8 protein-coding genes and 2 pseudogenes are annotated in these 14207 nt (G+C 49.6%); 4 read left to right on the forward strand and 6 right to left on the reverse strand.

Annotated features, from left to right (window positions below):
• Positions 1–106: 106 nt before the first annotated feature.
• A complete protein-coding gene (locus H6F76_RS17125) occupies positions 107–367 on the forward strand; it encodes a hypothetical protein (protein WP_190510100.1) in 261 nt (86 codons plus the stop codon).
• Between the two features lie 62 nt (positions 368–429).
• Here the strand turns inward: H6F76_RS17125 and H6F76_RS17130 are convergent.
• Positions 430–1433, reverse strand: a pseudogene (locus tag H6F76_RS17130) (sensor histidine kinase KdpD); the annotation flags it as partial.
• Between the two features lie 134 nt (positions 1434–1567).
• Here H6F76_RS17130 and H6F76_RS17135 point away from each other — a divergent pair.
• Positions 1568–1705 (forward strand): annotated as a pseudogene (locus tag H6F76_RS17135) (LuxR C-terminal-related transcriptional regulator); the annotation flags it as partial.
• Between the two features lie 208 nt (positions 1706–1913).
• On the opposite strand, the gene H6F76_RS17140 reads toward H6F76_RS17135, so the two are convergent.
• Positions 1914–3536: an ammonium transporter gene (locus tag H6F76_RS17140; RefSeq protein WP_190510102.1), complete on the reverse strand. Its 1623-nt coding sequence runs from the start codon at positions 3534–3536 to the stop codon at positions 1914–1916.
• A 1136-nt stretch (positions 3537–4672) separates the two neighbouring features.
• Here H6F76_RS17140 and H6F76_RS17145 point away from each other — a divergent pair.
• Positions 4673–5116, forward strand: a complete 444-nt coding sequence (locus H6F76_RS17145; protein WP_190510104.1) for a hypothetical protein — start codon at positions 4673–4675, stop codon at positions 5114–5116.
• Positions 5117–5252: 136 nt separating this feature from the next.
• Positions 5253–8255 carry a UPF0182 family protein gene (locus tag H6F76_RS17150; RefSeq protein WP_190510360.1) on the forward strand — a complete coding sequence of 1001 codons (3003 nt, stop codon included), beginning with the start codon at positions 5253–5255 and terminating at the stop codon, positions 8253–8255.
• A 146-nt stretch (positions 8256–8401) separates the two neighbouring features.
• Here H6F76_RS17150 and opcA read toward each other — a convergent pair whose 3' ends face one another.
• From opcA to fbp, 4 genes are all read right to left on the reverse strand, one after another.
• Positions 8402–9733 (reverse strand): glucose-6-phosphate dehydrogenase assembly protein OpcA, encoded by a 1332-nt coding sequence (gene opcA / locus H6F76_RS17155; RefSeq protein WP_190510106.1) that lies wholly within the window; start codon positions 9731–9733, stop codon positions 8402–8404.
• Between the two features lie 169 nt (positions 9734–9902).
• Positions 9903–11432: a glucose-6-phosphate dehydrogenase gene (zwf, locus tag H6F76_RS17160; RefSeq protein WP_190510108.1), complete on the reverse strand. Its 1530-nt coding sequence runs from the start codon at positions 11430–11432 to the stop codon at positions 9903–9905.
• 106 nt (positions 11433–11538) lie between these two features.
• Positions 11539–12684: a transaldolase gene (gene tal / locus H6F76_RS17165; RefSeq protein WP_190510111.1), complete on the reverse strand. Its 1146-nt coding sequence runs from the start codon at positions 12682–12684 to the stop codon at positions 11539–11541.
• A gap of 88 nt (positions 12685–12772) precedes the next feature.
• Positions 12773–13825, reverse strand: a complete 1053-nt coding sequence (gene fbp, locus H6F76_RS17170; protein WP_190510113.1) for a class 1 fructose-bisphosphatase — start codon at positions 13823–13825, stop codon at positions 12773–12775.
• Positions 13826–14207 lie beyond the last annotated feature (382 nt).

A 14207-nucleotide genomic window follows, 5' to 3' on the forward strand; every position in this document is an offset into this window, starting at 1 on the left:
TTGCGGGAGTGGGGAAAGGAAGGTTTTGGGTTATCCCATTTAATCCAGGTTGTAGAAAAAAGAGTGAAAGGGAAGGCAGTAGCGTGATTACTTAACGTGTGGCTCGATGACAATACTGCTGTTAAGGTGCCCGGTTCTTAGCTCAAGCGGCATCAATCAAGACGGCACTACCCGTCATAGCCATCAAAGCCACAAGCACTCTGATTGTAACCGACAGCTTGTGGAACACCCGAAGCCGCAGCACATCAGTGATACACAACCCATTATTGATTGGCGGCGGCGGCAAAAGATGGCACTGGTAAGGATTGCCCGCAGCTTGCAGTTAAGGGAAAGCTGGCTACGGCATCCATGTATGACTATTACTTAACTGTACCGTAGCGCGTGCACACGCAACTCAAAGTATCGCAGCGATCGAGTATACAGAGGCATTCAATCTGTTTTATCCGTTGCGATGATGTGAACGTCAATGTTTTTGAGCAATCGCAGCAGCTTATGGGTGAGTAAGCCATGCAGCACTAACTTCTATCGTGAGCGTTGGCTTTCACCAATCACAATTTGACTGATGTGATAGCTTCTAGCGACCGCTGCGATCGCCATTGCTTTGTCATCGTCTCTCACTCGGATAAACTCGCCACCAAACTCTTTACAGAACCGTTCACACGTTTTAATATGCAAACTCTCTACTTTAGTGAGGAAGCGATCGAAGCTAGCGACAAACAGGCAATACAAAGGGGCGAACATATCATATATTCGGCAGTCCAAGCACCCCGTCGAATCAGTTGAATCGCATTTGGATAGGTTGAAGCGCAGACTAAAACTCGTTCATGAATATTGCAATAAGAAGCATCAAGCTTTGTTCTATTTGAGGCGTGTTCAAGTGCCTCTTTTTCAATGTTGTCAGCAATTTCTCGTAACGCTAATTCTCTCAAGGCAATCAAATTACGCTGTTGGAAAAAGCTTTGCAAGAATTGATCAACCCTTTCAAGGGCATAAATTTTACCGTCCTTCAACCGTTCTTCTAACGTCTCTGGTGTGACATCAATGAGTACTACCTGATCGGCGGCTTCCAACAGACGATCGGGAATTCGTTCTCGTACCACAACACCTGTAATCCGAGCAACGAGATCATTCAGGCTCTCTAGATGTTAAATGTTGACCGTTGAATAAACATCAGTTCCTGCTGCTAAAACAACTTCCACATCCTGATAGCGTTTTTCTCGCTGAGAACTGAGGGCATTGGTATGTGCCAGTTCATCAATTAGAACCAGTTGTGGGTGACGAGCAACAATTGCCTCCGCATCCATCTCGGACAAAAGCGTGCCAGAGCAGTTAATTTGTTGCCGGGGCAGGACTTCTAACCCGTCTGCCCGTTGTGCCGTCTCCTGCCGATTATGGGTTTCGAGTAAACCAATCACCACATCAATGCCTTCTTGCCACCGATCGCCCTCCTCCGGCATTTATCAGGGTAGACCAAATCGCTCTACCTGCCTCGCGTACCAAACTCTTTAGAACTTCTCTGGTACGAACATAATCAACCTAACAGTTACCCAATGGTCTGCCGCGCATATTGCCACCTGCAACAGTACGAGTTTATGTTCATGCCATTTTGCAAAAGCTAGATGTGCGCGATCGCACCCAAGCCGCCGTTATCGCCGTTCAAACGCATTTCATTAACCAGCAGTTACTGTCTCACCCAGGACTTTAAAGATTTTAGGTTTCTATGAATGCTTTGAAGCAACTCAAACACTGATGCCACCGCATCCTTGAAATTGCTTCCAAGAGTGCAGTGGCATCGGTATTTGACAAGCTTTGATACTGTGCCCAGAAGATTAGTTACTCACCCATCCAACCTTAGCCTTCTACCGTTTACAACACGGACAAAACACGTTGGCTGTGACGTACTAGCTCTGACGCTAGTAAGGAGAACCAGCAACACCCCTTGTAGACTGTACAGCAGCAGGTTCACCAGCATGAACGTCAGTTGGATCTTTGATGAAGCCAGCATAGGCTTCCATGCCATGTTCGCCAATATCCAAACCTAGCACTTCTTCCTCTGGCGAGACTCGGATGCCCAACGTTGACTTCAGCGCGACCCAGAAGAGGGTGGACAATACAACTGTGATGAGACCAACTAAAGCTGCACCAATGAATTGAGTCCAGAGCTGTGCAATGCCACCGCCTAAGAATAGACCCGCTTTAGGACCGAACCCTTCTGCGTATAGCTCGGTGCCAAATTTCGTGACACCAGGACCAGTGGCAAAAAGACCAACGGCTAGCGTACCCCAAAGACCATTAACCAGGTGCACAGGAATAGCTCCAACTGGATCATCAATCTTGAGCTTGTCAAGCAATAAGACAGCGTAGACAACGATAACACCGCCGATCGCTCCGATGACAGCCGCAGCCCAGACTGGAATGAAAGCACAACTAGCAGTAACGGCAACCAAACCTGCCAGAATACCGTTAATTACCATGGATAGATCGGGCTTACCCAAGACAATCCATGCCGTAATGGTTGCTGCTGCGCCACCAAACGCTGCCCCAAGGTTTGTGGTCATGGCAATGTGTGCAATTAAAGGATTAACACTCATTGTCGAGCCAGGGTTGAACCCAAACCAACCGAGCCAAAGAATCAAGCAGCCCAACGTGGCGATCGACAAATTGTGTCCAGGAAACGCATTTGACGAACCATCGCTGTTGTACTTGCCAATCCGGGGACCAAGCAGCGCCGCGCCCATCAAAGCAGCCCAACCGCCTACTGAATGAACGACTGTAGAGCCTGCAAAGTCCCAGAATCCAGAGGTAGCTAGTAAACCACCGCCCCAGACCATGTGCCCTGTGATGGGGTAAGCAATACCAACCAGCAGCACGCTGAAAATTAGAAAGTCAATAAACTTGATTCGCTCTGCTACTGCCCCAGAGACGATTGTGGCAGCCGTGCCAGCGAAGACAAGCTGAAAGAAAAACTTAGCTAGCAGTGGTACTCCCGCCCAAGCAATGGACTTATAGGCACCCTGGTAAGCATCACCCGTCAGAGGGCTGTTGTCAGCACCAGACAGAAAAAGTAAACCCTCTGTGCCAAAGAAGGGGTTGCCGTTGCCAAACATGAGACCCCAGCCTACAACCCAGAAGGCAATGCTGGAGAAGGCGAACACAATAAGGTTCTTTGCCAGCACGTTCACTGCATTTTTCTGACGGCAAAAACCAGTTTCCAACATACAGAAACCAGCGTTCATGAAAAATACCAGCATGGCAGCCACCATAACCCACATGGTGTCAAGTCCAACTTTCAAGCCGCCAACGCTTTCAGCGACACTTTCCACTGTCGGCGGCGTCGGCGCTTGAGCAGAGGCAGCAACACTCCAGCCGACGACAATAAGCAATGCCAAAGGAATACAGGCTTGCCAGCTTGGAGAAAGCCGTTTGCTATACCACTCAGGCGACAGCCATTCGCGATGGAGCCGGAGGGTTTTTAAATTGAAAGGCAACCTACGCCTTCTTTGCCTCGATCGCGACTTAGGCAAAAGTTTATACATGCTTCTAAGCTTCCTTGGTTGAACTGAATGAAAACAGGAATTGGTGGTGAAGATAGCTCAAGCAAACCCCAATCGGATAAGTACCCATAGATGCCTGGTTTACCCTGGACTCATGAGCTTCACTAGCGAGGAGAAAATCTACCGACGCTGAACCCCCTTGAATACTCCCCTTAACCGAAGTGCAGATTCTTGAGGAACAACTGATGGGTACATTTCATCAATTCTGCTAACCGTAATTCTGTATCGCAAATCACATTAAGCGTTTGCAGCAGCTATCTCTCAAGAGAGAAAATTTATGAGGTGTAAAGCAGCACCAGAGCAAACTCAGATCAACAATCGTTGCCTCGTTTAGATACCACTCCGTTTAGGTCGCAGTGCAGTACTGGCAATGCTGCATCAGAGCGGTGACAGCAAAATCATTTACCTCCAAAGCCCTCTGGAAACTGTTCTCAACCGTTGTCAAAAGAGGCACGATCGCACGGGTCATATCGCGAGGCAGTTAACTCATTGGTTATTGAGCAGCAATGAGCCGAGATGAGTAACTCTAAATCGTTGCAAGTGTTTGTTGAATTCAACCTTCGCCAGATTTCGTCAGAGTCGTGCCTGCACAAAAACGATGCCCGGTGGACGCATTGCAGTCAAGAGACGCAATTGGCACCATGACAGGAGGAGTGCATGATACCCCTGCTTAGAACAAGTGCATATTGACATAGCAATGGGAACTGAAACTGGTGTGGCGAGAGAAACCATCAGTATGCTGCTAACAAACAGAAATTTTGCCTCGATCGAAATTGACTTGCTCCAACTAATAAATAGACAAAAAGGAAAGAAGGGAAAGAGTTTATTGCAACTCCCCATTCTCAACGTTCGCTAGAAAGACCGTTATTAAATGTTTGAAATTAGCTAAAGCATCGTTAAAGACTTTTCTTAAGTGGGAGGTTTCACCTCTCCTTCTGGGGCATCCTTCACTTGAAGACGCTGAAAAACTTACTTAGGATCGTGAATTTAATCAAGCCGCAAACTATACAGGCGGGTTTAGCAGACCAAACGGCATCCTGCAAAGGCTTTGACAGCAAAACTCGCCTGTACTAAATATCGAACTTATTTAATTCCCATTCTTTAAGGAAATCACCACTATGCTACTTTCTTCTTCAAGATCATTAACAAAAACCTTTCCATGGGCTGCGCTAATCCTGCTGTTTTCTGCCTACAGTACGGTAGGGATGTTCCTGGCAGAGTTCCCCTTTATCTGGGTTAACTGGACACTAGCGATCGCTGGAGTCTTTTTAGTAACAATGGTTTTTACCTTTCCCCAGTTTCAGTCTAAACAGTGGTTTTCGCATTGGTTACGGTCAGATACCAGCGCTTTTATATTGCTAGTTGTTGCAGCGGCGTTACTGTCTGTCATGCTGTTATGGATCCACATTTTTCTGAAGCTGGTTACTATTCTTGCAGCCGAAACGTTAACCAGATTAGAGTTAAGCTCTAGCGGCTTCAGTGTGGTTAAATCATTTTGGCTCTTGATGATCACTGCCTTGCTAGGGTTAACTCTAGGATGGTCGGTTAGTAGCATCATTTAAGCCCAACGTTTGTCTTCAGAACCGATCTGTTAGATCAGCATCATCGCTGATTAGCTTGCAAAGCTGTAAGGATGAGGATGATTTTGAGAACTTGCTCTTGGAGCGATTGCTGCCGCTGTTGTGGCTGGTTATGCCTGTGAACTGGAAACGCCTCTTTCAACTGGTTACTGTTCTCCTGGGAATAGGGCTACTACTTGATTTAGTTTGCCGTTTAGGAGCCGAGTTCCTCTGGTTTCAGGAGGTCGCTTACCTTTCTGTCTTCCTACTCAAATCTCAGGTGCAACTGGTTCTTTTAGTCGTGGTGACGGGGTTCACAGCCGTTTACTTGCTGAGTAATCTGGTCTTAGCCCAGCGATTACGGACTGCTCCTGCGCCGACAGCTCGTGACGGTGATGGACTTAGAAGTGAGGCACGCAAATCGTCGCTTTTTGCTCCTTATGTCCTGCGATCGCGCGTCTCCCCATCATCTTTTCCGTCAAGTGCTGCTTTAGGGCTGCGATCGCTCCTGCCCCTTGTCTTGGGACTTAGCGTGTTGGTGGGGTTGTTGCTGCTGTATTACGGTCAGCTTGCCATCCATTACTGGCAGGATGGTGCCACGCTTTCTAGCACCTTTGCGTCTCGCCTTAACCCCAGACACCTCTGGCAGACGACCGCTCCGTTGCTTGGTCAAAGCTGGCTGCTGGGTGGAGTATTGGGATTGGCGATCGTGCTGCTCCTTTATCCTCGCTTTTGTTTGGGGGCGCTCGCGGTTGCCTTCACTCCGTTGCTTGGGTGGTTGTTGTCAAAACAGTGGGCGATCGTTTTGCAAGCCTGGCATCCTACTGCATTCAACACATCAGAACCGCTGTTTGGGCGGGATATTAGTTTTTACATCTTTGCCCTACCGCTATGGGAATTAATTGAACTGTGGCTGTTTGGGCTGTTTCTGTATACCTTTCTTGCGGTCACACTGACTTACTTGTTGTCAGGCGGCAGCTTGAGTCAAGGTTACTTTGCTGGGTTTTCGTCCATGCAGCAGCGGCACCTATGTGGGGTTGGCAGCGGTTTGCTGGGTGCCATTGCGTTGAGCTATTGGTTGAGTCGGTATGAATTGTTGTATTCGCCCCGTGGCGTGGCATTTGGTGCAAGTTATACCGATGTGGTGGCGCAACTTCCCATCTATACGGGGCTGAGTCTGAGCGCTCTGGCGATCGCGCTCTATCTACTGTGGCGTACCGTTCTCTGGCGACCCAAGTCGTCTCGCAGGTTGCCCCATTGGTTTGGGCTGAACGTAGGCTTGGGTTTGCTGGGCTTGCTGGTTGTTGCCGGGGTCGTTGTGCCTGAAGCCGTGCAGTATTTGATTGTGCAACCGAATGAACTGGCGCGTGAGCGTCCCTTTATCGAACGCACGATCGCGCTAACCCGTCAGGCGTTTGGCTTGGAAGTAATCGACGCTGAGAACTTTGACCCCCAGGGAAACCTGACCGAAGCAGACCTAGCTGCCAATGAGCTGACCATTCGCAACATTCGCTTGTGGGATCAACGACCGCTGCTGGAAACGAATCGTCAATTGCAACAGATTCGTCCCTACTACCGTTTTCCTGCCGCAGATATTGATCGCTACACCCTGCAAACTGATGTGCCTGCTCGTCCGCCTACAACACCCCGCGATCGCCCAGTCCCCAATGCTGGTAAGGCTCCAACAGAAGAACGGCAGGTGCTCATCGCTGCACGGGAACTTGACTACAGCGCCGTTCCTCAAGAAGCACAGACCTGGGTCAACCGTCATCTCATTTACACACACGGTTATGGCTTTACCCTTAGCCCAGTGAATACCGTTGGGGCTGGCGGTCTGCCGGAGTATTTTGTGAAGGATATTACGGGGGGCGAAGCAGAAGCGCTGACAACCTCTAGCCCTGCGGTTCGTGCCAGTATTCCCATTGGTCAACCCCGCATTTATTACGGTGAAATTGCCAACACCTACGTCATGACTCAAACGCTAACGCGGGAGTTAGATTATCCCAGCGGCAGCGACAATGCCTACACTGTCTACAGTGGTCGGGGGGGCATCAACATTGGTTCTTGGTGGCGGCAGGGCTTATTTGCTGGTTATCTGCGCGACTGGCGAATCTTGTTTACCCGCAACTTTTCGTCCGAAACGAAGGTATTGTTCCGGCGTAACATCAAACATCGGGTTCAGGCGATCGCTCCCTTTCTACGCTATGACAGCGATCCCTATCTGGTAACAGCCGACGCTTCTGAAGCTGGGGCGGCGGATCAAAATTATCTTTACTGGATTGTGGATGCTTATACGACGAGCGATCGCTATCCCTACTCTGACTTAGGAAGTGAAGGCATTAACTACATCCGCAACTCTGTAAAAGCCGTCATTGATGCCTATCACGGCTCTGTAACTTTTTATGTTGCTGATCCCACTGACCCAATCATTGCCACTTGGTCAAGCATCTTTCCCAGTCTCTTCAAACCGCTCACGGCGATGCCCGCAAGTTTGCAGAGCCATCTTCGCTACCCGGTGGACTTTTTTAAGCTGCAATCAGAGCGGCTACTGGTTTATCACATGACTGATCCCCAGGTGTTTTACAACCGGGAAGACCAGTGGCAGATTCCCAATGAAGTTTATGGTAACAAAGCTCGTCCCGTTGAACCTTATTACCTCATTACCAGTTTGCCGGGTGTGCCGTTTGAAGAGTTCATTCTGCTGCTGCCTTACACGCCGCGCCAACGTACCAACCTGATTGCTTGGTTAGCTGCGCGATCGGACGGGGAGAACTACGGCAAATTGTTGTTATATACCTTTCCAAAAGAACGCCTGGTTTATGGGACTGAGCAAATCGAGGCGCGTATTAACCAGGACCCAGTGATTTCGCAACAAATTTCCCTCTGGAATCGCCAGGGTTCACAAGCAATTCAGGGCAATTTACTCATTGTGCCGATCGAACAATCGCTGCTGTATGTAGAACCCCTGTATCTGGAAGCCGCTCAAAATAGTCTGCCAACGCTGGTACGAGTCATTGTTGCCTACGAAAACCGGATTGTAATGGCTCCCACCCTAGAAGAATCGCTGCAAGCCATCTTTAGACCCCAGGTTACTCCAGACTCAACGATCGTTCGTCCTGTAGAAGAACCTGCGGTTCAGTAGTCTTAAGCAGCGTTCCAACAGACCTTGCAAACTGACCCTGAAGCCATTAGAAATCGGGTTTCGACTGCGCTCAACCCGCCCATACACAAGACTGAGAGCATTGAGCGAAGTCGAAATGCGTCTTACCAATAACTACGCCTAGCTGCTTACCCACGCAGCTTAAGAATTTTGGCAACGACTGCCAAACTTTCTTCGTACAGTACATCATGTCCCCAACGCTGCAATTGCTGACTCAACAGGAACTCAGCCTTTTGATCAGACAGTGATGAAACAACTTCTGTTTGGCACGCTTGGGCACTACCGCCTGCTTCCATCCGCATACAGCCTGTAGTTTCAGAACAGAGGATCGTGCAGCAGTCTGCTTGCAGATTGGTAGACGTAATACGAATACCCACCAGATCACCCAGAATTTCCCCCCAGTCGGCTGTGGGGATCGCAGCTAGCTCTGCGGTGATCTCGCGCTGATTGGCTCCTTTAAAAGTGACGTGTTTGAGGTCATAGTCACCGCCCGTCTCTTCAAAGGCGATCGGTTGCCAATCAAGCCGACTAGCGATCCATCCCAGATAAAGGAGCGCCTGGGCTGCGTTGCCTTTTTCGTAGTCGATCGCAAGCTGGTCTGCTTCGATCAAAGAAGCGCGGCGCTCAGGCGGATCAAACGCGGCTGCCATGAGTTCCTGCCAGGGTTGCAGGCGATGCCAGTTTAGATCAGCAATGTAGGTGCCTTCATCAATCAACTCGTGAATCTTGAGAAACTCCGATTCTGGATCACTAAAGTAACAGGAATCCAAAATCAAGCAGTTGCACGAGTCGGCAAGCGTTTTGAAAAGGACTTGATCGGGATTGGGGGTTGCCTTCCACCAGACAAACTTGGGCAGGTCTGGCATCATGAGCGATGCCACTAACCCACCTACTCGTTCTAAGGCTGCTTTGGTGCCTCGTAAGGTGATGTACTCGCAGCAAATAAGGTGATTACTACTGCCTTGCTGCACCGGGCAGTAAGCAGACACTTGAGCCGTTACGCCCTGATCTTCGCCCAAAACAGGACACAGGGTAATGATGCGGCCAGGATTTTGCACCGCGATCGCATCGCTAATGCTAAAGCCCCGCGTGTTGGGGTTGTCAAATTTGATGCGATCGATCGGGTTTTTAGCAAACTCCTCTCGCAGTTTGGCAAGTGTGCCAGGATCAACCCGTCCCGTAATGGAGCGTCCGTAGGATTTTTGAGCATCCTGCACTGCCGCTTTGGTCATTGGTCCATGAATGCCATCGATCGGACCTTCATAAAACCCCAACGCTGCCAACAGTTGCTGAAACTCCTCTGGCTCATAGATCACCATACTGAAAGTCGAGGCTCTGGTAGGACCCTGATTCAGCGAATCAGCACTCTGGCTATGCCAGATCGCACTTAGCTCTGCCTCGATTTCGTCGAGAGAAATGTCTTTAGGTCTTTGTAGGGCAACAAGTGGAGTAGTCGTCATAGTCAGTGGTTGGTGATTAATTATTAGTGGTTAGAGAAAGGCAGAAGGCAGAGGGCAGGAGGCAGAGGATTGAACTTAGAACGGTTCCTCATGTCTGGTTTCTCAACTCAAAACTCGAAATTTAAAGCTTTCAGCCTTCATCCTTTAGCCTTCATCCCTCATCCCTTCTTTAAAGTCGTCTCCAGTTTCGCCCATCGGCATTAAGCAACAGTTCTGATTCGACGGGTCCCCAGGTACCAGCTTCGTAGAGAGGAATACTTTCGGGCGGAGCGGGAGCATCCCAGACATTGAGAAGGGGAGTCAGAATGCGCCAGGAGGCTTCGACCTCATCGCCACGAGTGAAGAGGGTTTGGTCGCCGAGCATACAGTCCACAAGCAAGCGGCTGTAGGCATCAGTATTTGCTTGTCCAAACGCAGTGTCGTAGCGAAAATCCATTTCAACCGATCGCGTTCGCAGCGAGGTTCCAGGCGTTTTTACCTCAAAACGAAGCGCAATCCCCTCATTCGGCTGAATTCGCATCGTGAGGACATTTGGGTTTGCCTGCTTTGCTGCCGACTGAAACATCAAAAACGGCACTTCTTTAAACTGAATGGCAATTTCGGAGATCTTTTTAGGCATACGTTTGCCCGTCCGCAGGTAGAACGGTACGCCTTTCCAGCGCCAGTTATCGATCGTCAGCTTGAGTGCCGCATAGGTAGGCGTAGTAGACTCGGCCGCTGCCCCTTCTTCTTGCCGATACGCTGGTACTTGTTTACCCTTCATCCAGCCTTCTGTGTACTGACCCCGAACGGCAGAATTACCGAGCGTCTCCAGATCAGCCAGGTGGGTAGCTTGCAGCACCTTCACCTTTTCGTTGCGAATGCTGTTTGCCTCTAGCGAGTTGGGCGCTTCCATTGCAGTTAGACAAAACAACTGCATCAGGTGGTTTTGCACCATGTCGCGCAGCGCACCAGCCGTTTCGTAGTAGCCTGCACGACCCTCTAGCCCAACGGTTTCTGCAACTGTGATTTGAATGTGATCAACGAATTGGCGGTTCCACAGCGGCTCAAAAATAGCGTTTGCGAAGCGGAACACCATGAGGTTTTGTACCGTCTCCTTGCCCAGGTAGTGGTCAATGCGGTAAACCTGCTGCTCATCACAGACTTTTTGAACCACTCGATTGAGCGTCTGAGCCGAATTCAAATCGCGACCAAAGGGTTTTTCGATGACAAGGCGCTGCTTTTTAGGATCTTCAATCATCCCTGCTGCACCAAGCTGCTGAATGGCTTCGGCAAAGAATTTGGGCGCAACGGAGAGGTAAAAGACACGGTTGCCGCGTGTGCCACGCTGTTGGTCAAGTTCTGCCAGAAAGGTTTTGAGCTTTTGGTAATCGTCCTGGTTGTCAATATCGCCGGGCTGATAAAACAAACCTTTGGCAAAGTCATCCCAGATTGACTGCGAACCCAACCCGCCCCCAAATTCCTCAACCCCTTCGCGCAGATGCTCACGGAAATAGTCATGGCTCCAATCGCGACGGGCGACCCCAACGATCGTCAGCTCTGGAGGTAACCGCCGCTCTCGCTTCATTTGGTAGATGGCAGGTACGAGCTTGCGCTGGGTGAGATCACCAGAGGCACCAAAGATGATCAGAATCTGCGGTTCAGGAATGCGGTCTTGTTGGAGACCAATGCGAAGGGGATTTTCGAGCAGAGTAACCATAGATGAGCGCAGGTAAGTTGGAGTTGAGAAGTTGACTTAAGGAGAGGTTGGTAGTTGTTAGTTGTTAGACAGAAACCCCTAACAACTAACAACCAAAAACCAACAACTATACAGTTGCCAGTCGATTCACTTTGTCTTCGAGGGACTTCATCAACGACTGGAAGGGTTTGACAAACTTATCGATGCCATCAACAAGGAGTTCGTCCATGACTTCATCAAGGTTGATGTTGATATCAGGATCTTTGAGGCTTTCGATCAGGTTATACGCTTCCTCAATGTCAGTTTCGATACGGTCAGCGACATTACAGTGATCGGCGCAGGCTTCGATCGTAGCTGGTGGCAACGTGTTGACTGTATCAGAACCAATCAGTTCATCGACGTACATCACATCACTGTAGTCAGGGTTTTTGGTGCCTGTGCTTGCCCAGAGGAGGCGTTGCACGTTTGCACCTTTGGCGCTGAGGGCTTGCCAGCGATCGCTCTGGATGATCTTCTTATACTCCTGGTAAGCAATCTTTGCGTTAGCAATCGCTACTTTTCCTTTAATTGTCAACAGGCGCTCACGGCTACCGGGTTCAGATGCCCCTTGCTTCAGCTTTGCGTCGATTTTTTCATCAATGTTGGAATCAATGCGGCTCAAGAAGAAGCTGGCAACAGACGCAATCTTGCTGATGTCTTCGCCTTTCTCAACACGCTTTTCTAACCCCCGGATGTATGCCCAGAAGGTTTCCACGTAGCTGTTGACGGAGAATAGCAGCGTAACGTTAACGTTGATCCCTTCGCTGATCACCTGCTCCACAGCAGGAATCCCTTTCGAGGTGCCAGGGATCTTGATCATGACGTTTTCTTTGCCGATCGCGGCGTAGTAGCGACGGGCTTCCGAAATCGTTTTCTCGGTATCGTGTGCGATGTCGGGTGGTACTTCAATACTGACGTAGCCGTCTAACCCACCCGATTCATCGTAAATCGGTTTGAGAATATCGCAGGCATTGCGAATGTCTTCAAAAACTAGAGACTCATAGATCTCCAGCAGTGGCTTCTTCGCGTTGATCCCGGCTTCGATGTCGGCATCATACATGGCGTTACCCGCAATTGCCTTCTCAAAAATAGCGGGATTAGAAGTAATGCCCCGCAGTCCACGGGTTTCAATTAGCTTCTTCAGGTCGCCAGATTTGATGAGATCCCGCGCCAGATTATCCATCCAGATGCTCTGACCCAACTCTTTAATCTCTAACAGATGATTCGTTGCCATCGTCTCTACTCCTAATATCTAAAGTTCCTAGCGATCAGCGTCAAATTCTGGTCTAACAACTAACAACCAAAAACCAACAACTCTTTCGTCAATGGGCGGCGATCGCTTGTCGCGATCGCTCATGAATAAACGACTCCACTAACGCCACATCCTCTTTACTGCCAATGATGAGTGGTGTTCGGGCATGGAGTTTTTCAGGCACTGCATCCAGAATGTCCTGAGTGCCAGTGCTGGCTCTGCCGCCTGCTTGCTCTGCCAAAAATGCCAATGGAGCTGTCTCATAAAGCAGCCGCAGCTTGCCCTCTGGCTTTTTGACTGTACCGGGATAGAGAAAGACACCACCCTGGAACAGAATGCGATGGAAGTCTCCTACCAACGCACCGCTATAGCGAGCGGTATAACCCTCATGACGATGAACGTAACGAATGTAATCGCGAATTGACTCATCCCATTGCCAGAAGTTGCCCTCATTTGCGCTATAAATGGGACCGTGATCGGGCATCCGAATATTCTCGCTAGATAAAATAAACTCGCCCAGGCTGGGATCAAGGGTGAACGCATGAACCCCTTTGCCAATCGAGTAAATTAGCATCGTGCTGGGACCATAGAGAATGTAGCCTGCTGCAAGCAGCTTGCGTCCACTCTGCAACAGATCACTTGCGGTACCGTCGAGGTCTTCTCCTTCCTGCTGGCAAACGGCAAAAATGGAGCCAACGTTAATGTTGATATCGACATTGGAGGAGCCGTCGATCGGATCGTAAAGCAGCGTATAGCGTCCTAACGGACAGTTTTCAGGAATGTAGTACGGCTTCTCCATCTCTTCGGATGCCAGACGGCACACCAAGCCGCTTTGCTTAAAGACGGAGATAAACACCTCGTTAGCGTAGACATCCATCTTTTTCACAGACTCGCCCTGCACATTCTCGCCGCCCGTAAAGCCCAGAGCACCTTCCATCAATCCTGCACGGCTGAGACGACGGGCAATGAGTTTGCCTGCCAGCGCAATGCGACTCATGAGAGCACTTAAATCCTGTGCATCAGCGGAAAAGCTCTGAAGTTGCTGAAAAACGTGACGTGACAGGGTTGTGCAGTCGTGATCGAGCGCGTACTCATAATCTAGCGATTCGTGGGCTTCGACCATTGGTTAACCTCCTGATAGCCGAGCTTGGTCGGAACAACTCTGCCTTAGTATGCATCGTGGTTCCACCTTCTATCTTAGGAAGGCATGAGAAGAATGGCACTTCCTTTAGAACAACTACAGAAAGCGATCGCAGTTCTGGTAGTGCAGCGCACATGCTTTGTAGCGTGCAGCACTTAGCTTGCAGCGTAAGCTTAAAAATGGCAGCTAAACTCCGATCTGAGAAAGCCAACCGGCCTAACCATCGTATTGTCAGCACGATCGGGTCTCTGGCATTTAGTAAGTGATTGCAGTGAGCTAGGGTCAGCAATTTGATTGCGATTAAGTCTCAGGTTTGTCAAATCGATGAGCGATCGCCTCTTTCCAATTATCTGAGCATGATTTT

It is taken from the genome of Leptolyngbya sp. FACHB-321 (assembly GCF_014695975.1).
Lineage (GTDB): Bacteria > Cyanobacteriota > Cyanobacteriia > Leptolyngbyales > Leptolyngbyaceae > Stenomitos.

Excerpts from the sequence above, each read along its gene's own strand:
- H6F76_RS17125 (WP_190510100.1), top strand. The coding sequence starts at position 107 with ATGACAATACTGCTGTTAAGGTGCCCGGTTCTTAGCTCAAGCGGCATC.
- H6F76_RS17145 (WP_190510104.1), top strand. The coding sequence starts at position 4,673 with ATGCTACTTTCTTCTTCAAGATCATTAACAAAAACCTTTCCATGGGCT.
- opcA (WP_190510106.1), bottom strand. The coding sequence starts at position 9,733 with ATGACGACTACTCCACTTGTTGCCCTACAAAGACCTAAAGACATTTCT.
- zwf (WP_190510108.1), bottom strand. The coding sequence starts at position 11,432 with ATGGTTACTCTGCTCGAAAATCCCCTTCGCATTGGTCTCCAACAAGAC.
- tal (WP_190510111.1), bottom strand. The coding sequence starts at position 12,684 with ATGGCAACGAATCATCTGTTAGAGATTAAAGAGTTGGGTCAGAGCATC.
- H6F76_RS17140 (WP_190510102.1), bottom strand. The coding sequence starts at position 3,536 with ATGTATAAACTTTTGCCTAAGTCGCGATCGAGGCAAAGAAGGCGTAGG.
- fbp (WP_190510113.1), bottom strand. The coding sequence starts at position 13,825 with ATGGTCGAAGCCCACGAATCGCTAGATTATGAGTACGCGCTCGATCAC.